Origin of the sequence: Halobellus litoreus, from assembly GCF_024464595.1 — an archaeon.
In the GTDB taxonomy this organism is placed as follows: Archaea; Halobacteriota; Halobacteria; order Halobacteriales; family Haloferacaceae; genus Haloquadratum; species Haloquadratum litoreum.
The window spans coordinates 199,349-223,142 of sequence record NZ_JANHAW010000004.1 but is presented as its reverse complement, the minus strand read 5'-3'; the positions used below and the strand labels follow the sequence as shown (position 1 = coordinate 223,142).

The following is a 23,794-nucleotide window of genomic DNA, read 5'->3' as shown; positions in this document are numbered from 1 at the left end:
ATTTAATAAAATATTGGTGCGATTCGCGGTGGGGTTTGTCGTCCCCGAGAGGGGCGAGGGGCTGTCGTAAGTGCCCACTCAGCAAACTATGTCTTCTGAACGCGAGCAACAGCGATCACGACTTCACGGCGAGCAAACTGAGCAACCGAGCGACGAGCCGTGGACAGATCTCGAACTGACGATCCCGCACAACAGAAGTCCAACTAGCATTGTCTCTTTTGTCGAGTGCGTACTCGTGGAACTCACCCACGAAGACGTCGGAGCCGAGGTCGTCTCGACGAGCGTTGCGGGCGTGAAGCGGACGCAGTTCATTGTCGTCGACGGCACCGGCCAGCGGTTCCAGAAGCGGTATTTCGACGAGCGTCTCGGCCGGCACGAAACGACAGTCAGTCGTGAAACGGTTCGTGACGAGCTGGTCAGCCGGCTCACACACCAGTCGTCACTGGGCGGTGAGGTAGGTCAGAATGACGTTGACGGCTCTCAAGACAGATTCTGCGTAAAACCAGCTCGAGAGCTCCGATTCCAGGAGTGATGTTTTAACCAACATCTGGATAAGTTGATTACCCGGTGTTGGTTAAGCCAGTGTCAATCTGTGGATCCCAACCCAGCCAGATCTGGAAATTATTCCCTGAAGTAAGAACTATATCTTTCACCCTGTACTCCCGAGTATGTCCGAGACAGACGCTGCCGATGGTCCGCCCCTATTCGAGGACGCGTTCAGTAGCGACGATGTCGAACAACGCATCTACGGCACCACCCTGCAGACCCGCGAGCCGACGACGGCGAGCGCGATCGCCACGCCTGCGACGGGTGTGGGCTCGTTGTTGACGTCATAGGGCGTCATTGCGAATCCCATAGGGCGGGAATCACAGGTCGCCGAACGTGACGATAGTACGGGTTAGGAGCTGGCCCGGGCCCTCGGCGACGATGGTTAGCGGCACTCGCCGCGCTGGCGTCCTAGAGCGTCTGCTTTAGTCTCGCGACCCTGAGCGGACTGGTCTTTCCAGTACTTTCCACCCCATCGAATGCCGCACGACTATTTCGTGTCTGTCATCTCCTATGGACGTATCTCTCCCCCAGTAAAGGTCTTCAGACGTGTCTTCACCCTGTCCCCCCCAGAGAGTGACTGTTGTATCAGGCTCTAACTCGAATCCCGATGGAAACTCATACTGGTGTCGATCGTTGACTCTGACTGTCCACGAGGAGAGGTCAATCGCGCCACTACCACTATTCAGGAAATCAATGTATTCTTTGTCGGGATCGCCTTCATCGAAGTTGAATTTCAAGAGCTGAAATTGTCCCCGCGATTCGGCCTTGGGGATGAAAACCGGGATTGCAACAGTAAAGGTCGCAAGGAAGATCGCGCCCACGGTTTGGTCATACCAGCCGCTGAGGAGGGAAAGGTCCTCAATTGGGCCCCCGAGATACATTACCCATACAACAAACGCGGCCGTCCCAAGCAGAATTTGTCGCTTTCGAACGGAGGACATTCGCCAAAAATACCGTGCTTCCGTAAATATCGAAGACGGAATCATATCACGCTCGCTTCTAGTCCTGATTATGAGATGAAAGAAAGAGAGTAGTATCATAAACGCCAAAACGAAGTAATAAACCGGATCAGGGATTGCAGGCTGAGCTTCCTGACCGTTTATAACGCTACCCCCTCTGGCAACTACTAGCTCGTGGATAAATAACCAAGCGGTAACGACTTCAGTCGGTATTGTTTTTATAATCTTGTCCGTAAACGAATCTACGCTCGCTTCCTCGACATCCTCTTCTGCCGTCCGAGTATCGCCTCCGCCGCTTCCAGCCCAATCAGCTTCCTCTTCGTCCATCAGACCTCTCCCCCCAGGCCTCCTTCTCGGAACACCTCCCGATTCTGGAGAACCAGTATGGATAAGCCGGCTCATAGGATGGGTTCCACGACTAAAGGGAAAAATCATTACGTTTATTTCGATAGACTGTAACATAGATTTTGCTGACGAACTCAGTGCCGGTCAACTATTAGGACGCTTACGAACGCAGGGTTTGAGTATGGCGCTCTCACTCTGGAGACGATACCGGAGCGTCCCGATTATCTATCGGATCGGTGCTGCGTTTGTCCTCGGCTCTCTCGTGGGCCTAGTAGTCGGCGAACCTGCGACAGTTCTCGCTCCACTCGGTGACCTGTTCGTCCGGCTACTCAGGATGCTGGTAGTCCCAATCGAGTACAGGGAACGCACGTAGCACAGATATACTTAAATCATACTATACCTGTTATGAACGAGTTGCTAAATACGAGGTTAGATTCCGCAGAGAGCCAAGTGGGACTCGATTCAATCTGGGTTCGAGCACCTATGGTGGGTCGTGGATATCGATAGCCATCGACTCAGGGTCGAGATTCAAGTTCGCGCAGCTGTTCTCGAACGGTATTTGCTCGTTCTTCGAGGCCAATCTGTTCGAACCGCCCCGCACCCCGTCGAAAAAGTATGCTCGCTTCCTCGTTCAAGCCGAACTGCTGGGCAGCGCGACCGATATCTACAGCCGCTATCGCTTCCTGTCAGTAATGCTCCCGTCGTCCCTTGATATTGAGTGCCCGAAGTTGGTGAGGGATATACTGCGTGAGATCCGATATTAGGTCACCTGGGCGCTGATACACTATCGACTCGGGTGGGTCACCCTGGACAAATATCCCCTCTCGTTCGCCCCACGGCGTTTCTTCCCAGAAGCGATATAAGAGCCGACCCTTCACGACACCGCTCACGGGCCGATACTCCATTTTGACCGAATATGACAATGGCCCCTGGCTAGCGAAGTCGTGATTGCGAACGACGAGGTAGAAAGATTGATCCTCGAATTCGGTCGCTGCGTTCTGGATGACGACGACATCCGCTTTGGGAACCTCCCTGAAGACCGTCTCTGTTGAATCGTAGATGCCCACATCAACACAGGCACCATAGGTCTCTTCGATCTCAATTCCGATGGTCGGTGGGAGGATTTCCACGAACAAGCCGGCACCGAGGTCTTGAGTCCGGCGGTTAGTCACCTCACGATCGTAAACGTCCACGTCGAACGTAACATCGTAGTAGTCTTCGTCCGAGGCATTATGTAGTGAATCCGTCATCGTGACGGCGTCGGGACTCTCAAGAATCGTTGTAGAGATGCCGCAGTGGATCGCAGCTGCTTCCTCGAACCTGTCGTTCGCCACTGCTTCGGCCTCCATCCGTGGTGCGACCCGTATGGTGTGGTTTGTATCAGCTCCGGGTTGGTAGTCCCGTAACGGAAAATCCCATAGAGCGGATTCGTCGACAGTTGCCATCATCTCTGGGTTCGAATCGAGCATCGAACCCGGTTCGGTGCGCCGCTCAAGATGGGCTGTCGCGTCCTCGGCCGTAACCGTCAGATCCAGTTCCTCAGTCTGTTGACCGGGGATAGGGGGCTGGAACGATCCCCAGTAGTAGGGTTCGTTATCTTCGTCGGTCGCTTCCTGCATCTCGACGACCACTGATTCACCCGTCGCTGGCATAATCAGTTCGACCTCAAGCGAGTCGTCGGTGACGGATTTGCACCCCAGACCGTCAATCCGGGGCCCAAACCGGAGGAAGAGATAGGCTTCATGATCTGGACTGAGCACCTCATTGGTATCGACCTCGAGCCGTCGGCCGTCACCAGTCTGAAGCCAGGAAGCTGAGTACCGAACAGAAACCGCGGCACACTTCCCGCCTTGCAGAGTGGAAGCGAACTCCGCGAATCCCTCGGGCTCCAAGCCGCCGACTCCCTTCGCGACCGCCACGTCCTCAAGGATCGGGGGTGGTTGACTACCTCGTAGCAGTACTGCAGGAAGCCTGCACTGTAGCTGACGATACGCGGAACTAGGTCGTCGGTCAGTTCTAGGTACGGTTCGTACTGCCCGGGGTCGTCAGTATCGATATCCGGGTCACAGCCCGGAATCGGCGGGATGAGTTTGAGCCATCCTAGGCCAAGTGGGGAATCAAGATCGTAATGCTCGGCGCGGGCTTTCGCGTAGTCGCTCAGATCCTTGAAGAACTGATCGTAGGTATACTGTGGATCTCGCGCTTCCGGACGAACCCTGGTGGCATTGATACTATTTCTGACCCGGTCGAGTGACCATACCTGGTGTCGATCCGCGCCCGATCCCACCTCCACATCACCAATCAGCCGTTCGTACCCAACCTCATCATCTTCCGCTCCCGCCCAGCAGGCGACCTCGGTTGCTTCGAAGACCCCTGCCATACACAGCCCGCATGCGGCCCAGCAGGCTGCACAGGCGGCGAGCGCCGCTTCCGTGGCGAGGAAATGGCAGTACTCGAAGAGACGATACGCCTCTTTTTCAGTCTTCGAGCTGGCTGGGTGGGGCACCAGCTGTGCGTGGTCGGGCATCTCTTGATACTGTAGCAGGTGCAGCAAGTGCCCTATCATCAGGAGAGCGTTGCGGGTGCCCGCTTTCGAGTACCGGTTGTACTGTTGGATCGCTCCTGTGAACGTGAGTTTGTTCAGACTCTCGTCGATCCGATTCCCGCCGAATCCCCAGTCGCGAGCGCTGTAGAATCGATCGCCCTTCGGTCTCGGTGGCGGACCATGGGCCTCGAAATAAAACTTGTACTCAAGACCTGTCGCTTCCCCGCCGTAATGGTGATAAGAGCGCTTGTAGTCACCAGGTCGGAAATTCGGGGTCTGGATAAACGCTGGAACGTTGTCGAACCAGTCTCGGTAGAAGGGGTTAAATTCACCTTCTCTGTCCTCATAATAAGATCCGAGTACAATCGGGTGATGGACGTGCCGAGACGGTTTCTGGTTGCTGGGCGGGCGCGCGTCGGACTCAGTAAAAGGCGCAATACTCCAGGAATCGTCATAGATATCCTTGTAGGCGTCCCCTATGTCCGCGGCCTCAAGTGCATCGAGCGTCCGTTGGGCCCACGGCGCGTGGGATTTCCCTTCGCTCCATCCGCCAATGGAATCGAACTGGAATAACAGTGACCCAGGCGTGACCGACGGCGCCTCAGGGTCGAGTTCCACCTGTGGAGAGAGGGGAATCTGTGCGCCAAACGATTCGAATCCGAATCGCGTTTCGGTTTTTTTGCCATCGACGTCAAGTTCGACTCGTGCTTCCTGGATAATCGAGTCACGATCGATGGTGATTTCGGCTGACCCAGTCAAGGTCGAGGTTATCTCGGCGACAGTGGTGAGAAACTCTTGATCGACCATTTCTCCTGGAGCGCCGAAGACCTCCCGGAAGAACTCATGTGGCCGATCGCGAATGGGTAAGGGTATCGAATCAAGGTCGTAGCGGACGACCCACCCATCACCGTTCTCTTCAACCTCGGAATGTTCGTGTTCGTCGAGTAGTTCGACAAATCGCGTTAACAGATCCGGAATCGATTGCTGCTCAGTTGGAAACCACGCGTCAGTAGCGACAATTCTACCGACTCCTGTTTCAGCCTCTTGGTGAATCTCGGCTTCAGGAAACGACTCCCAATCCGTTCCGATCAAAACGTGTTGTCTCGAATCAACGCGATCCATCCCGACTTCGAATATCCACTCGGTCGTCTCTTCGATCACCTGCTCGACCCGGTACTGATACCGCTCGATATCGTCATTGGCTGCTCGAATCAATTCGGTTGATAATTCGGGCATAGAGCTAACGGTAGTACGTATCATTGTTATCATCCAAGTACCAGTAGTAATGTTATTCAAATACGATTATCATTGGGTTTACTGAGGAGGTCGTGATCCGCGGAACAAGTGGAATGAAGACCGTCGTTGCTAAATCAGACTCAGGGGCTGCGAGAACGAGCGTCGGTATTGAACTTGCCGCAGATATCGGTGCCGGCCCGATACACACACTCTATCGAGTCTGATCGGGGAGTTCTAAACAATCCAAGTCGCGACCGGTTGTCGATTTCGTCGTCGGAATTGGTGGTGACCAACATACTGTTGCCCGGCTCTGTTGAAATCCTATTGTTCAGACATAAGACCGTGTGAAACAGCCGGTCGATGAGAACTGCGAACCGATCGCTGGGTTTCCTGCCAGTATCAGATGATGTTCAGATTGCCGTACAAGGCGCGAGTCTCGCCCCTCCGACGACGTGTAGAGAGCGATAGCTGGAACTGAAGCGTAACCCCTGTTCATTCGGTTTGCAAGGCAGGCAAGCCAATGAGCGTTTGCGCCGAGGAGTCAGCCGGGAACATCCCAGTAACTTGGACGTGCCGCGCCGGTACGATCTCCATTACTAAACTCCCCCGTCCGTAAGATCAATCAGGTTAATCAAGCTATGACTGCACTCGTCTCTACCAGACACGAACAGCTTATGAGTGACTACCTCGCGCTGTGGCATGGAGAGTACTCCAATATAAACTCGGTCTCCGATTCCTTTGTGGCCTACGAGCCAAGCGCCCCCGGCGGCGCAGTGCACGGACGGGACGACTTCGAAGCATACGTCCGTGAACTCCGGAGCGCATTCCCCGACTTCACCATCACCGCCGAGGCCTTGCTCGAAGACGACGAGATAGTCATGATTGAGTGGACGGCAACGGGCACGCACGAAGGCGAATTCAATGATCTTTCCCCGACTGGCCGCACGTTCGAGCACAGGGGGATGTCGAAGTTCGTCATCGCGGACGGCAAAGTCCAGGAAGAACGGATGTACTACAATCCCTTGGAGATTGCCGAGCAGCTGGGCTTCCCGACGGAGTAGCGATTCCGCTCTTCTCGACGCTCGGCTCCTTAGGCTTCGATGCCGAACTCACCCTCTGAGTCTTGCACGCCGTTACTGACTGCCACTTGGTAGTTCGTCAAGTCTCTGCAAGAGAGAGGCGCGTACTTCTCATACAGCCGCTCAGATCGGTTTGGGGGCGATCTCGATCGACAGAGGACATCGGCGTCATTCTGGAGTCGCTGTCTGAAACAGAGACTGAGCAGTTGGTTACTGAACTCAAAGATCAAGGGTACTGGGGGATGGCGATGCCGCTTGATGAGATGTATTCGATGCTAAGCGAGGGGAGCCGCATCCGGATTGCCGAAGAAGGGGAGATGTACCCGAATTTCGAGACGTGGTTTGTTTCAAACGACGTAGAGCGTGAGGCCCTCTCGAACCCCCTTACGGTTACATTCGATGATCGGCAGATCGAGATCAGTCCGCTTGAACTCCAAATCGCGTACAAGCTCCGGCTTGCCCAATCTGCAGACAACCTCAGCGGGAAGGACTTCGAGGATGCACTTCACCTGTACCTGACTTTCGAGGAACGATTTAACACGGAGCAGCTCGAAATGTACGTCAACGAGCTTGGAGTGGAGGACTACTATGCTGAACTCAAACGAGTTTGAGGACAATCAACGTCGGAACACGGAGCAAAGGCGTGCGATGATCAAGCGCTGGGCCGAGTACGTTCGGACGCACGAAGACGAGGAGTGGTCACGCCAACAGAATCGGCTCATCAACTCGCAGCTCCAGTCGGCAAACGAGATCGCTGCGGCTGGCGATACGGATCCAGTTCGGTTTGCAGCCGCTCGCGATCGACTGCGCGACCGGTGAGCAGCGGAGACTCGCTTCCGAAGGCGAGCGCAACTACGTACCACAATGCCGGGCTCACCGGTGACCAGCTCACGACCCTAGTTGGTGCCAAGTCTGCCAAGCGGCTTCATCTTCTCAACACGGATCTCGAGGGCGAACCACTCGATCTCGCTGTGCCCGACGACGTCGACGTCCACGGAGCGGCGTGAAGACGGTCGAGACCGCGACTCCGGTACCGAATGCCCGACCGCTGGCCCACTCGATTGGTACCAGAACTGAAAGAACGAGCTTCCAGATCAGTAGCACTTTGAAACCCGGTCACGGCGTTGGTGTATGGACGATGAGACGGTCGGAATTGCACTCGTGGTTGCCTCCGCAGTTGGGTTCGGGACGCTGGGGATTTTCGGCGTCATTGCCGCCGAGGAAGAGCTATCCATACCCACGGTGCTTGCGCTCCGGTTCGCACTCGCTTCGGTGCTCGTTTGGACTTTCCTCTGGTCGCGCGGGCGACTGCAAATTCCGAGCAGACGGATCGTCGCGATCGCCTTCGCGCTCGGTGCAGGTGGGTACGCGACCCAGAGCGCGCTGTATTTCTACGGCCTCGAGTTTATGACCGCTGGGATGGTCGCGATCGTCCTCTACACGTATCCGGCGTTCGTCGTCGTCCTCACCGCGGTCGTCCATCCCGATCGCGTGACGCCGCCGCTAGTCGCCGCATTAGTGCTCTCGATCGGCGGCGTCGCACTCATCACCGGCGTCGACCCGGCCGGTGTGGACCCCCGCGGCGTCGCCGTCGTCCTCGGAGCGGCGTGTGCGTATTCGTTTTACATCCTCGTCAGTCAGCGTGCGCTCACGGCGGTGTCCGCAGAGACGCTGACAGCCTTCGTGTTGCCAGCGGCCGCCCTCAGTTTCCTCGTGTTCGGTGCCGGAACGGGATCGTTGACGATACCGGCTACCCCAACAGCGTGGGGGGCGGTCCTCGGGATTGCGATTCTGGCGACGGTAGTCCCTGTACTCACGTTCTTCGCTGGCATCGCAAAGATCGGTGCGAGTCGAGCGAGCGTCATCAGCACCGCCGAACCGGGCGTGACCGTCGGCTTGGGGGCGTTGGTATTGGGAGAGCCCGTTTCAGTCGTCACGGTCGTCGGCGGCACGCTCGTCGTAGCTAGCGTGCTCTTCATTCAGCGTGAAGAGATAGTGTGAGCGACCGGCCGCAGAGTCGCGTTGGCCGCTCGTGAGGCCAACAGACTGTTTTGAGGTATCTGCTCCTTCAGGCCAATGGCGTCCAGCACCGATTCCTCGGCGGCGGTCAACGACGAGGTCCGCCAGCTCTACGAGCGGTATCAGGCGGCCGAGAGCGATGCCGAACGTCGCGAGATCGCCCTCGAGATGGGGAAGCTTGACGGCCGCCGCTACGCGGAGATCTATGCAGCACTCGAAGACGAGTAATTTGTCACGCTTACTTAGTGCTTCCGTGGCTATCGACGGAGCAGCCAGTATGCGTCAATGAGCTTGGAGAGGAGGACTACGATGCTGAACTCAAACGGGTTTGAGGACAATCAACGTCGGAACACGGAGCAAAGGCGTGCGATGATCAAACAGTGGGCCGAGTACGTTCGGACGCACGACGATAGTGAGTGGTCACGCCAGCAGAATCAGCTCATCGACTCCCAGCTCCAGTCGGCAAACGCTCTGGCTGCCGCTGGCAATACAGGTCTAGTTCGGTTTACGGCTGCCCGCGATCAGCTCCGCAACTGATGACCGGCGGAGACCCGCTTCCGAAGACGGTCGCAACGACGTTCTACAATGACGGGCTTACCGTTGACCAGCTCACAGTCCTCGTTGGTGCCAAGTCCGCCAAGCGACTCCGACTCCTCAAAACTGACCTCGAGGACGAGCCACTCGATCTCGCGGCCCCCGACGACATCGACATCTACCGGGGGAACGTGACGACAGTCGACACCGGGTCCGACGACGATTGCTGAGCGATCCCCGACTAAGTCACGCAGTTTTGAACGCTGCTATGATGTTCTCGACAGCTGTAGCATTGTTCGTCCAAAAGCCAGTGTATTCGTCTGAATGTTCTTCGGCAACCAAGCCGCAGGCTTGTGTCTCATCAGATCCACCGTCAAATGCAAGAACCCAGTAGGGATTGAACGACGCCGAATCTTCGGAGTGGTAGGTGATTCCAGTAATCGCTGGGGGGGCCCAGTCATCAACACCATAGATGTGAATGTTGAGATTCGTTTCAGTTCCAAGAGCTCGATACACTTCCACCTGCGATCTGAACGTCGAAAGTGTTTGAAAACTCACTCGCAAGGTACCTTTGCCGACACGAAACGCGCGGTCCTCAATTTCTCGACTCACTGTAAGAAGTTCCTGACGATTCATCCCGGAAAACACAGTCTGATCAAATATCTCAAAAAGCGCATGATATCCCGTAGAGACCTCGCTTCGATCGTCAGGGCGACGGATCGGTGGTTCGAGTAGCCCTTCAATTGCCGCTATCCCAATAGTACCTACAACTTCATCATCGACTTCGATTTCGATGAATGGCTCTGGACCTTTGTCGGACAGCGGACGGGACTCAACGGAGACGCCGTGATTGGCAAGCCACCTTTCAATTTCGGTGCGTTCACCGCTCCTATAGACGGTAACCTGATAGTTCTGCTCTCCAAGCTCATCAATCAAGGAGGCGAACGTCATTCCGATTCTACAAGCTGTTCGGCCTCGATACTCTGCTCGATAATGAGTTCGACTTGGGGATGAAGCGGTTCAAGTTTGACGGTACCTTCATCCATATCGTAGTCTATCAGACCAATCTCGGCAAGTTGAGGCAAGTGACTGTGTACTAATCCGAGACGAAGCTTCGATCGGTCTGTCGTGGTTTGCATTGCTCCTGACGTAGTAGCTTCCCAACCACTAAGGACCGATGTAAGTTCTTCAATTGTACAATCATTATTATCGAATAAATAATAGAGCAGCCGTCGACGGTGGCATGAAGCAAGCGCCCGGTAGAACTCATCCTGCGCAAATCGCGGGGAGGGCTCTCCCGCTTCCGCAGAATCTCGTTTGCCGGCGTTTTTTTCTGATCCACCCATATAATGATGTATGTCACCGATAAACAAATAGCTGTCTCTGGACGCCAAGTATCAAATTATACTATCTTGATTTATACAAGTTCTATCCATACGTCCATATTTCATAGTTTAAACCGTACAATATTTGAGATCCAATATAAAGTACATTAGCCCGCCCCGCTCGCCGCATTCCGCCCTCCGCGTCGCTCGCGACCGGCCATTCCGGGCGGGCTTCCGCTCCAGTGGGTGCGGTTCCTGCCGGGCTAAAATGCATGTGCCCTCGACGCCAGCGGGAAAGCGCGAGGGGTTGCGCGGCGTCGCTGCTCACCCCCCCACGCTTTCTCCGCTGGACGCTTGCTCTGGACGGGTCGACGCGCGGTGCTGGTTGGGGGGCCTCCCTTTGGCGCGCTCTCGCTCGCGCCCCAGGGGGCGCTCACGAAGGCGCGAGCGAGAGCGCGCGATGGTTGAGTTGGTCGTTGTGGACAGCCACGGCTGGAGAGTCGTGGTGTCGGAAGAAGACGCCGAGTGAGCGCCTTCGATGGTACCTTTGGGAGATACCAATGTCAAGTAAGAACGTCACCAGTGATGTAGTTTCGGTCGATGAAGAGGGCTTCGAGGTCGTCGATGAGACGCCGGAGTTCCGGGCGACAGTGCAGATGGAGGTGCAGGCAAAGGTCGATGCGAACCACCCGGACGGGATGGTCGACACCAATGACGAGCGGATTTACGGTGTGACCCTCGAACAGGAAGAGCGCATTCGAGCGCGGGAGGCCGAGCTGGAGCGCATCAGTGCCAAGGCGAAAGTGGGAACGCAAGATGGTCGCGAAGAGCGGACGCGAGACATCGCAGCGAAGCGGAGTGCTGCGCGGCGTAGAGGGTTCCAGAAGCGGGCGGCAAGTGTGGACCCGCGGATGGACCCAGAGCGAGACGATCCTCGAACAGAACTCACGCAAGAGCAGTTGGCGGCGGTAAACACGCAGTCGATGCGGCTGGCAGAGAAGCTGGATGGCTGGTCGAGAGCAGCGATTGGCCGGCGGCTGGGTGAAGCCGTCGTCGGCGGGAAAGACCTGATGAGCGCGGTCGTCGGGGTGTTCGAGGAGTTGCAGACGGCGTCGGGACAGATAGTTCCAATCGGGAAGCTCGAGAGCGTCAATCGCAAAGAGGTGAGTATTGAGGGGACTGTGACGCAGTTGTGGGATCCCTCACATCCGAGTATCGCTCAGGTCGGACTCATTGCGGACGACAGTGGCCAGACGCGGGTGACGATCTGGGAGGCGTCAGATGCTCCGTGGATCGAAGAGAGCGAGCGTGTTCGTATTCATGGGGCGGCGAAGAACTGGTACAACGGGCGCGTTTCCATAGCGCTCACCGGGTGGAGCACCGTACATTTTCCTGAGCGCGGTCGGTGGTAGGAATAGCCAGTCGTCGCGGCTTTCTTTTTTGCTACGTGCCGGACCGACCCAGACCCCACCTCCCCACCCTCCGCTCCGTGCTCGCTTCGCTGCGCGCGCAGCCACGACCTTGAGTTCAAGCGTAGCACTTGAAGTGCTGATTTCGGCCTAGATGAGTCAGCCACCGGAGGATCCGACCCCACACTCGGCGGGCCCATTAGATGTGTAACAGCAGCGCGATCGTGACACAGTAGCCCCGAAAGCCACAGTGTTAGTATACCTATTTATATACCAGATAGATATAGAAGTCCTGCCGGTGTTCACAAGTATACTATTCGCGCTTATTTTTCCACGATACATCTACTACTGGCCCCACGTATACTTGCTATAAAAACACCTATACCAGTGGAGACTAATAGTGGTACCAGCGAAATGCCCATCGAAGAGCTTCCCGATAGTGCACCGGGAAAATACGTCCCCTATCATCCAAATCCATATTATTCACCGGAGCCGCTCCCGGTAGAACCGAAGCTCGAACTCTCCGAACAAACGCAGGATCTGGTAGCCGATACAGCGTATCAAATCGGTCGTGTCGACGGTATCAGCTCGACAGTCGACTTCTCCGCAGTTCTCTACACCTCTCTCATACGTATCGAGGCCGTTGAGTCAGCACGTATCGAAGGAGCAGATGTCGCGTATCAAGATGTCGAAGCGTACCATACAAAGCATCCCTCTGGGGGGGCTGGCGCGACAATCGAGAAAGACCTGAAAGAGGCCCTCGATTACGAGACGGCGCTCACGTACGGTCTGGAAAAAGTCGAGAGCGGAGCGTCGATAACGCTCTCGCTTATCAAAGAACTCCATTCGATGCTGCTTGAGGATGTCCGAAACGAGGGTGACGTCGTCGGTGACTTCCGCGACCATATGGTTCATCTCACGAGCCCACAGCAAGGACAACGCCCATTCGTCCCGCCAACTCCGGAGGGGCTCACTGGACTCATGAACTCACTTGAGTCGTACATACAGATGGGTGGGCAGTACCATCCCCTCATCGACGCCGCTATCATCCACTATTTTTTCGAGACAGTACACCCCTTCTCGGATGGAAACGGTCGACTCGGTCGACTGCTCATTATTCTGTATTTGGCAAGCAAAGGATACCTCGAAAGTCCGTATATCTACCCGAGCGCGTACTTCAATCGTCACAAGGTCGAATACGTCGAGCGGATGCGTGCGGTGAGTGAGGACGGTGCGTGGGACGAATGGCTCAGGTTCTTCCTCGAAGGACTCCGAAGTCAAGCTGAGATATCGTACGACCGGACGCACCGACTTCGCGATCTCCAAGGGCGCTATGAGAAGGAGTACTCAGGCAGTACGAATACGGACGCGTTCGCTCGGCAGTTACTCCAGTATCCGTATTTTACGGCTCCAGATCTCGTGGAGTATCTCGACGTCTCACGCCGGACCGCCTACAAGGTCGTCGACGACCTCGAATCGGATGGTGTCATTGAGGAAGTGACTGGGAAAGAACGCGGGAAAGAGTACAAAGCAGTCGAAGTCTTCGACATTCTCCAATAACGCGGAGCAAAGCGACAGTGGCGACGTGTACACCAATACGGTGTTCGAGGAGTTACAGATGACGCCCGGACAGGTGGTTCCCACCGGGAAGCTCGAAGATATCGATCGCAACGAGGTGAGAATCGACGGTCGTGTGAAGACTCCCTGAGATCCGTCCCATCCAACCATCACTCAAGTCGGACTCGTTGCCGACGACAGTGGCCAAACCCGTGTGATCGTCAGAAGACTTCGGAGGCATCGTGGATCGAAGAGAGCGAGCGCGTGCGTATTCACGGAGCAACGAAGAACTGGTACAACGGGCGCGTCTCAGTAGCCGTCACTGGGTAGAGTATCTTAATGCTCCCTGAGCGCGGTCGATGGTGGATATAGCCAGTTGCCGCGACTATATTTTCAGTAGTTGAGACTAATGGTCTCAATGCATGCGGCCGACGCAAAATACACAAACATGCTTCTCGCGTCTCTCCCTCCACAATCAGGGGTGGAACAAGCATAACCGTCCAGCGTCCCTCCCAGTAGAGAGTTACACATAGACATCTCAGAGATCCTCTCGACAAACTACACCGAGTTCGACATCGGTACACCGCTCTCGAAGGCGCCGGGGCATTCGAGAATCAGGAACTCGATGCCGTCGTCGTCACGGATGGCGACGACTATCGTGGTATCGTGACTCGCCGACAACTGGCTTCCTCGTCCAACCAGCCCTCTGCAAAGATCGGCTCACAGGTACAGCACGTTCCGACTGTCGAGCGTACCGAGGACGTCCGCGAGGTCGCGCGACTCATGATCGGGAGCGACGTCAAAACGCTTCCCGTGCTTGATGACGGCCGTGTCGTCGGTGTAGTGACTGGCGATGCCGTGCTCGAGGCGGTCCGACCGTTTCTCGACGCAGCGACCGTTGACGACGCTTATACGGCGGAATTGGTCAGCGCAGCCCCTGAAACAACGATCGGGAAAGCGCTCAATCTGCTTCGAGAGGCTGGCATCGCTCATCTCCCAGTCGTCGACGGGGACGATCTCGTGGGAGTGGTGAGCCTGTACGACGTCGTCGAGTTCACGACCCGCGGCGGCACCAAGAGCCAGGGCGGGTCGTCAAGCGGCTTCGGTGGCCGCGGTGGCGGTAGACAGAACCGCGGTGGGTTCGGCGCGCGCGAGGGCGACGCCGACCGGATGCTCGACCTGCCGGTCCGGAACCTGATGTCCGACGCGGTCGCGACGGTCGAGCGGAGCGCATCGCTCGACGAGGTCGTCGAGACGATGTTCGAGCAGGAAATCTCCTCGCTCGTCGTCACGGCCGATGACACCGACGAGCCGGTCGGGATCATCACGAAGACGGACGTCATCGAGGCACTCACCTGGGGGCGCGAGGACCGGAACGCCGTGCAGGTGTTTGGGCTCGACCTGTTGGAAGGGATGGACTACGACGACGTCTCGGCGTTGATCGAGAGCATAGCTTCGAAGTATGGCGAGATGAGCGTGATCAAGGCCAGCATCGAACTCCAGGAGCACAAGGAACAGAGCCGAGGTATGCCGCTGGTGCTGGCACGGATTCGACTGGTCACCGACCGCGGCTACTTCACGGCCGATGGGGAGGGGTACGGTGCCTCCCACGCGCTTCGGCTCGCCGCGAACGCTGTCGAACGCCAACTTCTCAAGGGAAAGACCTACGGCCAGTCGAAAAAGCATCCCGACACTGACGAGCAGGAACAGCTCTACGGCTGGTGGCTCGGGGGGTGAATACACGATGTCCAGACCACTCTCGATGGCATCCCCACCGCGGGGTATTTCTTCCAGTCGCAGAGTCAGAACAGTTCATAGCAATCTGAGTGGTCGGAATCGCGGTTCCCTTCCCGACTCGCAATAGTCGGCACAGCCATCGGTCTCAGAGGCTTCTCGTAATTCGTGGCTCCCATCGGCCAGAATGGACAAGTGCATACCACGTCCCTACTTACGTCGATTCGGGGTTCCTAGGGTGTCTGTGCGGGCAGCGACTACTGATTGGACCTGCGGAAAGGCTTTTTCGGACAGCAACCGTCTGTTGGTCCATATATGTCTGAGGCCCCGACCTGTGAAACCCACACCTGGGCGTCTGTCGGGGTCGTGATTCGAGACGGAACGGTCTACAGAGTCTGGGAGTGCGAGAACTGTCCGGTCTGGACCTTAGAGCCCTTCGACCCTGACTACGAACGAGACTGGGACGACACCTGGCTGGCCGAGCGTTAATATGCCTGTCTCGGGCGCGTTGCTGACACAGATTGCTATCGGGACGGTCGCGTTGTACACGCTCGTGACTGCAGCGAGTCGGGCGATCGGCCGGCTGCTAGCGCTCGCCGAGTACTACGACGTCGACGAGGTCCTCGTCGGTATGACCGTCCTTGCGTTGGGAACGAGTCTTCCGGAACTCAGCTCTCACCTCGTCGCGTCACTCGGAATACTCTCCGGCGTCCTCGAGTACCAAGTTACCTCGGCTGTCGTCATCGGCGGGAACACCGGCTCTTCGACCGTCCAGCAGTTCCTGCTCGTCGGCATTCTTCTCATCGGGTATGGGACCGTTCACGTCTCCCGGACGTTCGTCTACGAGAGCTATCTGCCGATGCTGGGTGCGATCAGTGCGACCATATTGGTCGCCTGGGATGGAACGATTAGTCGACTCGACGGCGTCCTGCTACTGGGCCTCTACCTGATCTACGTCGGCGTGATAATCGCTCGACGAGAGCCAACCCAATCACTCAGAGAGGCCCCGAGTAAAAATCCACGTCGAGACACTGTGGTTGCCACGGGCCTGCTCGTCCTCGTCTTGCTCTCCGCCTCGCTCCTGCTCTCGGTCGTCGAGGTAGTCGTCGATACGCTTGCCATCGGTGGCTCTATGGTCGGTGTCGTAACTATCGGCGTGGCCGCCGCATTGCCAGAGCTGACGGCCGTGATGGACGCCATCCGTCGGCGGTCGCCCCACGTCGCGCTCGGGACCCTCGTCGGGAGCAACATCGTCAACCCTCTCGTCGGCATCGGCCTCGGCGGTGCTCTCTCGACCTACTCCGTCCCGTCGGCCGTCGTCCTGTGGGACCTCCCGTTCAAATTAATCGCCGGCGTGGGACTGCTCGGCTGGGCGTTGTACTGGCGAGAGGGAGAGTTCACACGGACAGAGGGCGGCTATATGCTGGGGCTGTACTTCGCTTTCCTGGCGGGCCGGCTAGTGTTGTTCCCAGGGCAGTAGACGGTCGGAACGTCGCCGCCGCACCGGGATGAACGATCCTCCCTGTCACTCCCTCGCTACTGGACGGTTCAACTGAACGAGCTGCGAGAGTGCCAAAGGGGTGAACACGCTGATACGCATACACCTCGAATGAACAACGTATGCCGACGCACCGCCATGGAACGCAGTCGTTCATCGATTTCATGCAGACGTACCTTCAGGATCATCCAAAACGCTGCAAGGAGTGTGGAAATGTCGCCCGTGCCCGGTCGGAGTGGCGCATAGAAAAGCGTGACGAGGATGGCCTCCACTTCGTGCATACTTGTCCGGAGTGTGGTCTAGAGGACGACGTGTTTCTCGACCTCGCCCAAGAACACGAGCGATCTCAGGGATGAAAAAACGATGCGCGACGTGTCACCCAGTATTAGTTCGAGCCTCCAGACTACGCTACGTCACGTCCGCGTTCTAGATTCATGCGACGCGGGGTGAGGTAACCGTATGCAAGAACCCACGATTGACGTCCAACAGCAGATTGCCATCTCGGAGAGACCAGGTGAGGAGTTTCAGGCACTGCCGTGGACACGACAACGAGTCGTGTTCTTCCAGTTACCCGAGTCGATTCAGCGAGACGTACTCGACGGCATAGATCGTCAGGAAGTACGGCAATTCGTCCGCCGACTCGACCCCGACGATGCGACCGACGTGATCGGATTGCTCGACGGGGACACTCAGGAGGCCGTGCTCAGTCAGCTCGATACCGACCGACGAGAGCGGATCGAGTTCCTCCTGAAATTCAGCCCGGACAGTGCCGCCGGTATGATGGATCTCGACTACGTCACCGTCGACAGGGACCAGGGATTCGAGGAGGTCGCACAGCTCGTCCGGCGCCACGAGGCCCGAACTGGGCGCTTCCCTACCGTCTTCGTCACCGATGACGACGAGGTGATGGGGGAATTACCTGGCCACACCCTGGTCCTGGCTGGTCACGGGCGGGCGGACATCACCGAGTATCTTCGCCCCACCCCCACGGTCCGATACGCACAGCCCAACTCGGAGGTCATCGCGGTGTTCAGGGCCAATCCTCAGAGTAAAATCGTCGTCCTTGATGAAGACGACAGGATTCTCGGAGTCATCTACGCGGACGACCTCTTGCGAGCCATCGAGGAAGAGGTCGGCCAGACGCTCTATGAATTCACCGGTGTCGACGAGCAGGAGAGCGTTCTCGATGGGGCCCTCGAGAAGATCCGCCGGCGGTACAAGTGGCTCATTATCAACCTCGGGGGCGGCTTTCTCGCTGCGGCGACTGTCGGGCTATTCGAAGAAACGATCGCGGCGTTGACGCTGCTGGCGATCTACATGCCGATCGTGGCCGGGATGGGTGGGAACGCCGGCACGCAGTCGATGGCCGTGACGGTCCGCGGAATCGCGCTGGATCAAATCTCGCTTCGGACTGGGAGGCGCGCCATCGGCAACGAGGTGCTTGCGGGGGGTGCAAACGGCGTGATTACCGGTGGTATCGTGGCCGTCATCGCCACTCTGGTCAATCAGAGTCCTTTGTTTGGGCTGGTCATCGGCATCGCGATGGTGCTGAATCTCGTCATCGCCGGGTTCTTCGGTGCGCTCGTCCCGCTCAGTCTAGATCGGCTCGGCTACGATCCGGCCACGTCTGCGACCGTCTTCATCACGATGGCGACTGACGTCCTCGGATTCTTTATTTTCCTCGGACTGGCGCAAATCGTGCTCCTGTGAATTGACTCTGCGTCAAGGTCCGAAAATTTCGCATGGACTCCCATTCTATGCCTCGAACGCTTCGTGGTCGTCACCGAGGAGCGATGGGGTATCCGGTCCCTTCATTGGACCGAGAGCGTTGGTTGCCTTGACATTCGGATCACGCGCTCGGTGGTACTCCCGAGATGGACCTCGCTCGTGCGACCATGTGCGCCCAGCGTGACGAGGTCCACGTCGTTCTCGTCGACGTAGTTGAGGAGTTCTCGGGACGGCCGTCCGCGCCGGATCGGCGTCTCCACTTCGACTCCTCGTTCGCGGCCCATCGCTGCGATCTCGTCTAGCGCAGTGTTCCCGCTCTCTTTGAGGAGTCCGACGATGCTCCGGGGGACGTCCTCGTAGGCGTAGGTGTTCGTGTCCACGACGTAGAGGGCGTGCACCGTTGCACCGTACATCTCGGCGATGTCGATCCCCTGTTCGGCGGCGACCATCGACCCGTCACTCCCGTCAGTTGCCACGAGGACATCGTCGTAGACCTCGTAGTAGTTCGCCACATCGATGTCGATGTCCTCGCGGAATCGGACCGTCAGCACGGGCACATCGGCGTTTCGAACGACTCTGAGCGTCGTACTGCCGAGGTCCGGTCCGACTCCGGCCTGACCGTGCGTTCCCATCGCCACGAGGTCGATGTTCTGTTCGACGACGTGGTCGAATATCTCCTCGTAGGGCGTTCCCTGCCGGAGTTCGTGCTCGGCCGTCAGATCGAACTCGGCGGCCGTCTCTGCGATGTCGGTGGTCGCTCGCCGTCCCAGCTTCTCTACTGAGAACCGCAGTTGCTCGTGCGCCGAGGCGTCTGTAACGGCCGAGAACTCGCTCTCGTCGGTCACGTACAGCGCGTGAACCGTCGCGTCGGAAGTCCGGGCGAGACCGAGCCCGTGGCTGACGGCCTGTTCGGTCGCGGTACTTCCGTCTGTCGGGAGGAGAATGTGGTCGCATATGGGTTCCTCTATTGGTATCTACAGTTCGCGGTAGCACGTACTCACACAAGGGTCACTCACCTCGTTTGCCGTACGTCTCTTTCCCCCAGCCAAAATCGGAGGCTTCCTCGTTCCGTTCGAGGTAGTCCTCCAGCGTCTCGTGGATGGCTCGGCCGAGATCCTGTAACGCGGCGTCGATCATCGAAACCGTGCTCGAATCGAGCGACTCGGTCGCGTCTCGCTCCCGCCAGTCGTCCGGTAGCGTCGGGGCGTCGAAGCGAAGCCGGTCGTCGGTGGGGTCCCAGTAGAAGTCGAACGCCTGGAACAGGCCGAGATCGCTGATGATTCGAACCTGCTCTTCGTTGAGGCCCGTGTACTCGGTCCACTCGTTGAACCCTTCCGTCCACGCCCCCTCCTGGAGCAGGTCTTCGAGATCCTCCCGGTAGAAGTCCTCTGACCCGAGCGTCTCGTCCTGCAACTCGAAGTCGCGTGGCTTCCCTCGATTCGAGAGGTCTGGGGGTTCCGGAACTGCTACGTCGATTGCCATACCATATGTTGACCCGTCAATACAATAAAGACCGGTAACGATGTTCGGAACCTCCGACTTCTGCGCTCACGTTGGATTCCTAGAGTGTAGTAGCTTTATACGCCACTGCACACCCGATCGCGTGCGGTCTTGCGATCGGGTGTGCGAACAGTTCCAAACGCTACGATAGCTCTCGACTACGTGGTGTTTTGACTTCTATACCGTTGAACACGGCGCCATAATGTTACTCTAATAATGAAAACCCGCAGGATGTGAAAATATCGTCGCTTGATGTAGTCACGGAGCGAATACGCAACACATGTACGACCCGGTCCCGCTGCAGGTTTCGACTTTCGAGGTAACGATAGTTGGCCTGTTCGTACTGGTGCTGGCAATCGTAACGGTCTGGCAGATGGTGCGGATCGTCGATGCCTACGACAAGGAGGCACTCACCGTGTTCGGCGAGTATCGCGGCTTGATCGAGCCGGGCATCAACTTCGTCCCGCCGTTCGTCTCGCGCACATACACGTTCGACATGCGTACGCAGACGATGGACGTGCCCCGACAGGAGGCGATCACGCGGGACAACTCCCCCGTGACGGCGGATGCCGTCGTCTATCTCCGCGTGATGGACGCGAAGAAGGCGTTCCTGGAGGTCGAGGACTACAAGACCGCCGTCTCGAACCTCGCCCAGACCACGCTCCGGGCGGTCATCGGCGACATGGAACTCGACGAGACGCTGAACAAGCGCCAGGAGATCAACGCTCGCATTCGCAAGGAACTCGACGAACCGACCGATGAGTGGGGGATTCGCATCGAGTCAGTCGAAGTCCGAGAGGTCAATCCCAGTCCGGAGGTGCAGAACGCGATGGAACAGCAAACCGGCGCGGAACGGCGACGTCGGGCGACGATCCTCGAAGCACAGGGCGAACGCCGGAGTGCCGTCGAGAAAGCCGAAGGGGACAAGCAGTCGAACATCATTCGAGCGCAAGGCGAAAAGCAGAGCCAGATCCTCGAGGCACAGGGTGACGCGATTTCGACGGTGCTGCGCGCGAAGTCCGCGGAGTCGATGGGGGAGCGTGCGATCATCGACAAGGGGATGGACACGCTCGAAGCGATCGGACAGGGTGAATCGACGACGTTCGTCATCCCGCAGGAACTCACCTCGCTCGTCGGCCGGTACGGCAAGCTCCTCACGGGGAGCGACGTGGAGGCCGACGGACAGCAACTAGACAGCCTCCAGTTCGACGCCGAGACGCGCGAACTCGTCGGACTCGACGACATCAAGGAGATCCTCGGCGAAATCGACCGGGCCGCGGAGATGGACGTCGAAGAGCTAGAACAACAGGCCAAGGCGGTCAAGGACGGGGCTTCGGACGCCGTGAGTGCCGACCACGTGGCCGAGGAGACGAACGACTGACCGTGACGTCCGACCGAACTCCACCGACTGGCTGGGTGTTGGAGACCGAGCGGACGATATACGACGAACTCATAGGCCGGGACTACACCACGGTTCTCTATCGACAGGAAGACACCAGAAGCGCAGTGTACATCAACGAGGTCATCGACGGGGACAACGTCTGGGAATACATAGTACATCGCTCGGGGCGGGACGGTGACCTCGGGACCGCCGCCGACCTAGAAGCGGCGAAGGAGGTAGCGTTCGCGTTCATGAACGACCCTGTCGCCAGCGCGTGACGGGGTCCGTCCCGTCGATGTCCTCGACGTGCCGTGTCGCGACGAACAGCGTCGAGAGCTGGACCGCTACCGCGTCGAGCGCGCCGTGCGCGTCTCGTTGCCGTCTCGAACTAAATCTTCACAGCGCGGGCACACCCGTACGGTGTCGAGATGTGCCGGGGCAAACACACGAACGTACCGTTCGGTCACGAAGGAATCACAGTTATCGCACTCGGGCATACCGACTCCAGAATGCTCACGCTCATAATTTGCGGCAGTTACTCTCTTCAGCAATGTTCTTATTTCGGTGACACTCGACCGCTTCGATTCGACTGCCGGGCCGACAGCCGTGTTCGCTTCCCGGTCGTCGATGTTTGCTACGATCGAAGCCGCACCTCTACTCGGCACCGTCGGATACCGAGACCGCCGTAGCCACACGGCAACACTACGGGAGGTGTCCGAGTGAGTGCGAGACTCCCGAAATGGTAACGGAACGCAGTGGGCTCGATTCTACAGGACGAGCGCGGTGTCCTTTGCCCGTGTTTCGGGGGTGGGGGAAGACACGTATCATACACGGACGCCCCAGAAGAACGCGATTCCGAGGACGGTAACGATCGAAAGGACGAACTGCAACGGGGCACCGACCCGAATGAAGTCCGAGAACGTGTACCCCCCGGGCCCGTAGACGAAGAGATTCGTCTGGTAGCCGACGGGCGTCATGAACGCCGTCGAGGCGGCGAACGTGACCGCCAGAACGAACGCGAACGCGTTCGCCCCGATCGACTGGGCGGCGTTGGCAGCCACTGGGATCATCAACACGACGCTCGCGTTGTTGCTGATGACGCTCGTCTACAGCCCGGTCGCGAGGTAGAAGACCCACAGGACGCCGATCGGTGGCAGGAACACCGACGTCGCAGCGACGGCATCGCCGAGCAGCGCCGCAGCGCCCGTCTGTTGTAAGGCGATACCGAGCGGGATGACGCCGGCGAGAAGGAAGATCACGTTCCACTCGACGGAGGAGTAGAGTTCTGTCGGCTTGAGAACGCCGGTGAAAATCATCGCCACGACACCAGCGAGTGCCGAGACGACGATCGGGAAGATGTTCAACGCCGGCAGTGCGACCACGCCGGCGATGATGCCGACTGCGAACGGTATCTTCTCGCTCCGGTAGCTCATCTCGTCGAACTCGTGGGCGACGATGAAATCCTCGTTCTCGACGAGTCGTGTGAGGCTGTCGGGCGGTGCTTGGACTAAGAGCGTGTCGCCGACGCGAATGCGGATGTCCTCGAACTGATTCCGGACGACGTCTCCACGGGTTCGAAAGGCGAGCACGTTCGCGTCGTAGCGCTGTCGAAACGACGAACTCGCCAGCGTTTCGCCAACGAGAAACGATCCGGACGGGATGACGACTTCGACGAGCACCGGTTCTTCCTCCTCCGGGTGCAGGTCGTCCTCGGTTTGCGGACCTCCCAATAGTGTGAGTCCTTCCGCATCCATGATGTACTCGAGCGTCTCTCGGTTCGTCCTGAGCCGGAGCGTATCGTTTTCGTGTATCTCCTTTCGAGCGAGCGGTTCGTCGAACTGCTCGCCGTAGCGAATCAGCTGTAACACGTCGATATCGAGGTCGTCGTCGCCGAGTGCTTCCCGGACGGTCTGGCCGATTAGTGGTGAGTTCGCCGGGACGACGACGTCCGCGAGGTATTCCTGAAGCGCGTACTCCTCGACGAGGTCCTCGTCAGCCGGGATTCGTTCGGGAAGGAGCCGAACGCCGATCGTCATGAGATAGAGGGCTCCGACGGCGAAGACAATGATACCGAGTTTGGTGAACTCGAACATTCCGAACGCATGTAATCCGAGCTCGGGCGACTCCGCACCGAGTTGGGCCGCGATGTCGCTCGCGAGAATGTTCGTCGACGTTCCGATGAGTGTGAGCGTCCCCCCGAGCATCGACGCGAACGACAGCGGCATCAGGAGCTTCGAGGGCGAGGTCTTCCCTTCGTGTGCGAGATCGGCGATGACGGGAACCAGAATCGCGACGACCGGCGTGTTGTTGATGAACCCCGAGACTGGGCCAGTGACTCCAATCGTCGCGGCGAGTTGCTTACGTCGGTCGGTCCCGGCGCAGCAGGAGTGAGCGAG

Annotated in this window: 24 protein-coding genes and 6 pseudogenes; 21 read left to right on the top strand and 9 right to left on the bottom strand. The window is 57.9% G+C overall.

Annotated elements, in window-relative coordinates; all coding sequences use genetic code 11:
* Window positions 1–88: 88 nt before the first annotated feature.
* Window positions 89–532 (top strand): DUF8030 family protein, encoded by a 444-nt coding sequence (locus tag NO360_RS17940; RefSeq protein WP_345780222.1) that lies wholly within the window; start codon window positions 89–91, stop codon window positions 530–532.
* A 136-nt stretch (window positions 533–668) separates the two neighbouring features.
* Window positions 669–806 (top strand): annotated as a pseudogene (locus NO360_RS17935) (DUF7342 family protein); the annotation flags it as partial.
* 165 nt (window positions 807–971) lie between these two features.
* Here the strand turns inward: NO360_RS17935 and NO360_RS17930 are convergent.
* Entirely contained in the window at window positions 972–1,910 is a 939-nt protein-coding gene (locus NO360_RS17930) for a lamin tail domain-containing protein (RefSeq protein WP_256309208.1), read from the bottom strand.
* Between the two features lie 124 nt (window positions 1,911–2,034).
* Between NO360_RS17930 and NO360_RS17925 the strand changes: the two are divergent.
* Window positions 2,035–2,205: pseudogene (locus tag NO360_RS17925) on the top strand (cation:dicarboxylate symporter family transporter); the annotation flags it as partial.
* Window positions 2,206–2,539: 334 nt separating this feature from the next.
* Here the strand turns inward: NO360_RS17925 and NO360_RS17920 are convergent.
* Both NO360_RS17920 and NO360_RS17915 read right to left on the bottom strand, forming a co-directional pair.
* Complete coding sequence (locus NO360_RS17920; protein ID WP_256309207.1) at window positions 2,540–3,505, bottom strand: hypothetical protein; 966 nt, start codon at window positions 3,503–3,505, stop codon at window positions 2,540–2,542.
* 2 nt (window positions 3,506–3,507) lie between these two features.
* Window positions 3,508–5,634 (bottom strand): hypothetical protein, encoded by a 2,127-nt coding sequence (locus tag NO360_RS17915; RefSeq protein ID WP_256309206.1) that lies wholly within the window; start codon window positions 5,632–5,634, stop codon window positions 3,508–3,510.
* Between the two features lie 68 nt (window positions 5,635–5,702).
* Between NO360_RS17915 and NO360_RS17910 the strand changes: the two are divergent.
* The 8 genes and pseudogenes from NO360_RS17910 to NO360_RS17880 form a co-directional block, all read left to right on the top strand.
* Window positions 5,703–5,936, top strand: a pseudogene (locus tag NO360_RS17910) (RimK/LysX family protein); the annotation flags it as partial.
* A 372-nt stretch (window positions 5,937–6,308) separates the two neighbouring features.
* Window positions 6,309–6,695 carry an ester cyclase gene (locus NO360_RS17905; RefSeq protein WP_256309205.1) on the top strand — a complete coding sequence of 129 codons (387 nt, stop codon included), beginning with the start codon at window positions 6,309–6,311 and terminating at the stop codon, window positions 6,693–6,695.
* A gap of 266 nt (window positions 6,696–6,961) precedes the next feature.
* Window positions 6,962–7,324: a hypothetical protein gene (locus NO360_RS17900; protein WP_256309204.1), complete on the top strand. Its 363-nt coding sequence runs from the start codon at window positions 6,962–6,964 to the stop codon at window positions 7,322–7,324.
* Window positions 7,302–7,532 (top strand): DUF8150 family protein, encoded by a 231-nt coding sequence (locus tag NO360_RS17895; protein ID WP_256309203.1) that lies wholly within the window; start codon window positions 7,302–7,304, stop codon window positions 7,530–7,532. Before NO360_RS17900 ends, NO360_RS17895 begins: the two co-directional genes overlap by 23 nt.
* A gap of 312 nt (window positions 7,533–7,844) precedes the next feature.
* Window positions 7,845–8,714 carry a DMT family transporter gene (locus tag NO360_RS17890; protein WP_256309202.1) on the top strand — a complete coding sequence of 290 codons (870 nt, stop codon included), beginning with the start codon at window positions 7,845–7,847 and terminating at the stop codon, window positions 8,712–8,714.
* 75 nt (window positions 8,715–8,789) lie between these two features.
* On the top strand, window positions 8,790–8,960 hold the full coding sequence (locus tag NO360_RS17885; RefSeq protein ID WP_256309201.1) for a hypothetical protein: 171 nt from the start codon (window positions 8,790–8,792) through the stop codon (window positions 8,958–8,960).
* A 57-nt stretch (window positions 8,961–9,017) separates the two neighbouring features.
* Complete coding sequence (locus NO360_RS19180) at window positions 9,018–9,269, top strand: DUF8150 family protein (protein WP_486611564.1); 252 nt, start codon at window positions 9,018–9,020, stop codon at window positions 9,267–9,269.
* Window positions 9,269–9,496, top strand: a complete 228-nt coding sequence (locus NO360_RS17880; RefSeq protein WP_256309200.1) for a hypothetical protein — start codon at window positions 9,269–9,271, stop codon at window positions 9,494–9,496. The genes NO360_RS19180 and NO360_RS17880 overlap by 1 nt, the downstream gene beginning before the upstream one ends.
* A gap of 16 nt (window positions 9,497–9,512) precedes the next feature.
* On the opposite strand, the gene NO360_RS17875 is transcribed toward NO360_RS17880, so the two are convergent.
* Window positions 9,513–10,217 (bottom strand): DICT sensory domain-containing protein, encoded by a 705-nt coding sequence (locus NO360_RS17875; RefSeq protein ID WP_256309199.1) that lies wholly within the window; start codon window positions 10,215–10,217, stop codon window positions 9,513–9,515.
* Window positions 10,214–10,612 (bottom strand): DUF7344 domain-containing protein, encoded by a 399-nt coding sequence (locus tag NO360_RS17870; protein ID WP_256309198.1) that lies wholly within the window; start codon window positions 10,610–10,612, stop codon window positions 10,214–10,216. Before NO360_RS17870 ends, NO360_RS17875 begins: the two co-directional genes overlap by 4 nt.
* A gap of 539 nt (window positions 10,613–11,151) precedes the next feature.
* Between NO360_RS17870 and NO360_RS17865 the strand changes: the two genes are divergently transcribed.
* The 8 genes and pseudogenes from NO360_RS17865 (at window position 11,152) to NO360_RS17830 (ending at window position 18,499) form a co-directional block, all read left to right on the top strand.
* Window positions 11,152–12,003 (top strand): DNA-binding protein, encoded by an 852-nt coding sequence (locus NO360_RS17865; protein ID WP_256309197.1) that lies wholly within the window; start codon window positions 11,152–11,154, stop codon window positions 12,001–12,003.
* Window positions 12,004–12,414: 411 nt separating this feature from the next.
* A complete protein-coding gene (locus NO360_RS17860) occupies window positions 12,415–13,560 on the top strand; it encodes a Fic family protein (protein WP_256309196.1) in 1,146 nt (381 codons plus the stop codon).
* A 40-nt stretch (window positions 13,561–13,600) separates the two neighbouring features.
* Window positions 13,601–13,887, top strand: a pseudogene (locus NO360_RS17855) (DNA-binding protein); the annotation flags it as partial.
* Window positions 13,888–14,086: 199 nt separating this feature from the next.
* Window positions 14,087–15,294: pseudogene (locus NO360_RS17850) on the top strand (CBS domain-containing protein).
* A gap of 312 nt (window positions 15,295–15,606) precedes the next feature.
* Complete coding sequence (locus NO360_RS17845) at window positions 15,607–15,780, top strand: hypothetical protein (RefSeq protein WP_181861765.1); 174 nt, start codon at window positions 15,607–15,609, stop codon at window positions 15,778–15,780.
* A gap of 1 nt (window position 15,781) precedes the next feature.
* Window positions 15,782–16,771, top strand: coding sequence for a sodium:calcium antiporter (locus tag NO360_RS17840; RefSeq protein WP_256309195.1), 990 nt, complete (start codon window positions 15,782–15,784; stop codon window positions 16,769–16,771).
* Between the two features lie 140 nt (window positions 16,772–16,911).
* Entirely contained in the window at window positions 16,912–17,145 is a 234-nt protein-coding gene (locus tag NO360_RS17835; protein WP_256309194.1) for a hypothetical protein, read from the top strand.
* Window positions 17,146–17,248: 103 nt separating this feature from the next.
* Window positions 17,249–18,499, top strand: coding sequence for a magnesium transporter (locus tag NO360_RS17830; protein WP_256309193.1), 1,251 nt, complete (start codon window positions 17,249–17,251; stop codon window positions 18,497–18,499).
* 101 nt (window positions 18,500–18,600) lie between these two features.
* On the opposite strand, the gene NO360_RS19030 is transcribed toward NO360_RS17830, so the two are convergent.
* Window positions 18,601–19,461, bottom strand: coding sequence for a universal stress protein (locus tag NO360_RS19030; RefSeq protein ID WP_256309224.1), 861 nt, complete (start codon window positions 19,459–19,461; stop codon window positions 18,601–18,603).
* Between the two features lie 64 nt (window positions 19,462–19,525).
* Window positions 19,526–19,999 (bottom strand): DUF7992 family protein, encoded by a 474-nt coding sequence (locus tag NO360_RS17820; RefSeq protein ID WP_256309192.1) that lies wholly within the window; start codon window positions 19,997–19,999, stop codon window positions 19,526–19,528.
* A 298-nt stretch (window positions 20,000–20,297) separates the two neighbouring features.
* Here NO360_RS17820 and NO360_RS17815 point away from each other — a divergent pair, with 298 nt between their 5' ends.
* Both NO360_RS17815 and NO360_RS17810 read left to right on the top strand, forming a co-directional pair.
* On the top strand, window positions 20,298–21,398 hold the full coding sequence (locus tag NO360_RS17815) for an SPFH domain-containing protein (RefSeq protein ID WP_256309191.1): 1,101 nt from the start codon (window positions 20,298–20,300) through the stop codon (window positions 21,396–21,398).
* Window positions 21,399–21,433: 35 nt separating this feature from the next.
* Window positions 21,434–21,676, top strand: coding sequence for a hypothetical protein (locus tag NO360_RS17810; RefSeq protein WP_256309190.1), 243 nt, complete (start codon window positions 21,434–21,436; stop codon window positions 21,674–21,676).
* A 66-nt stretch (window positions 21,677–21,742) separates the two neighbouring features.
* Here the strand turns inward: NO360_RS17810 and NO360_RS19145 are convergent, their stop codons facing one another.
* Window positions 21,743–21,895: a DUF7563 family protein gene (locus tag NO360_RS19145; protein ID WP_425601430.1), complete on the bottom strand. Its 153-nt coding sequence runs from the start codon at window positions 21,893–21,895 to the stop codon at window positions 21,743–21,745.
* 327 nt (window positions 21,896–22,222) lie between these two features.
* Window positions 22,223–23,776, bottom strand: a pseudogene (locus NO360_RS17805) (SLC13 family permease); the annotation flags it as partial.
* Window positions 23,777–23,794 lie beyond the last annotated feature (18 nt).

Bases quoted from the DNA above. Each gene is read 5' to 3' on its own strand.
- NO360_RS17940 (WP_345780222.1), top strand. From the start codon at position 89: ATGTCTTCTGAACGCGAGCAACAGCGATCACGACTTCACGGCGAGCAA.
- NO360_RS17930 (WP_256309208.1), bottom strand. From the start codon at position 1,910: ATGAGCCGGCTTATCCATACTGGTTCTCCAGAATCGGGAGGTGTTCCG.
- NO360_RS17920 (WP_256309207.1), bottom strand. From the start codon at position 3,505: ATGCCAGCGACGGGTGAATCAGTGGTCGTCGAGATGCAGGAAGCGACC.
- NO360_RS17915 (WP_256309206.1), bottom strand. From the start codon at position 5,634: ATGCCCGAATTATCAACCGAATTGATTCGAGCAGCCAATGACGATATC.
- NO360_RS17905 (WP_256309205.1), top strand. From the start codon at position 6,309: ATGAGTGACTACCTCGCGCTGTGGCATGGAGAGTACTCCAATATAAAC.
- NO360_RS17900 (WP_256309204.1), top strand. From the start codon at position 6,962: ATGCCGCTTGATGAGATGTATTCGATGCTAAGCGAGGGGAGCCGCATC.
- NO360_RS17895 (WP_256309203.1), top strand. From the start codon at position 7,302: ATGCTGAACTCAAACGAGTTTGAGGACAATCAACGTCGGAACACGGAG.
- NO360_RS17890 (WP_256309202.1), top strand. From the start codon at position 7,845: ATGGACGATGAGACGGTCGGAATTGCACTCGTGGTTGCCTCCGCAGTT.
- NO360_RS17885 (WP_256309201.1), top strand. From the start codon at position 8,790: ATGGCGTCCAGCACCGATTCCTCGGCGGCGGTCAACGACGAGGTCCGC.
- NO360_RS19180 (WP_486611564.1), top strand. From the start codon at position 9,018: ATGAGCTTGGAGAGGAGGACTACGATGCTGAACTCAAACGGGTTTGAG.
- NO360_RS17880 (WP_256309200.1), top strand. From the start codon at position 9,269: ATGACCGGCGGAGACCCGCTTCCGAAGACGGTCGCAACGACGTTCTAC.
- NO360_RS17875 (WP_256309199.1), bottom strand. From the start codon at position 10,217: ATGACGTTCGCCTCCTTGATTGATGAGCTTGGAGAGCAGAACTATCAG.
- NO360_RS17870 (WP_256309198.1), bottom strand. From the start codon at position 10,612: ATGGGTGGATCAGAAAAAAACGCCGGCAAACGAGATTCTGCGGAAGCG.
- NO360_RS17865 (WP_256309197.1), top strand. From the start codon at position 11,152: ATGTCAAGTAAGAACGTCACCAGTGATGTAGTTTCGGTCGATGAAGAG.
- NO360_RS17860 (WP_256309196.1), top strand. From the start codon at position 12,415: ATGCCCATCGAAGAGCTTCCCGATAGTGCACCGGGAAAATACGTCCCC.
- NO360_RS17845 (WP_181861765.1), top strand. From the start codon at position 15,607: ATGTCTGAGGCCCCGACCTGTGAAACCCACACCTGGGCGTCTGTCGGG.
- NO360_RS17840 (WP_256309195.1), top strand. From the start codon at position 15,782: ATGCCTGTCTCGGGCGCGTTGCTGACACAGATTGCTATCGGGACGGTC.
- NO360_RS17835 (WP_256309194.1), top strand. From the start codon at position 16,912: ATGCCGACGCACCGCCATGGAACGCAGTCGTTCATCGATTTCATGCAG.
- NO360_RS17830 (WP_256309193.1), top strand. From the start codon at position 17,249: ATGCAAGAACCCACGATTGACGTCCAACAGCAGATTGCCATCTCGGAG.
- NO360_RS17820 (WP_256309192.1), bottom strand. From the start codon at position 19,999: ATGGCAATCGACGTAGCAGTTCCGGAACCCCCAGACCTCTCGAATCGA.
- NO360_RS17815 (WP_256309191.1), top strand. From the start codon at position 20,298: ATGTACGACCCGGTCCCGCTGCAGGTTTCGACTTTCGAGGTAACGATA.
- NO360_RS19145 (WP_425601430.1), bottom strand. From the start codon at position 21,895: ATGCCCGAGTGCGATAACTGTGATTCCTTCGTGACCGAACGGTACGTT.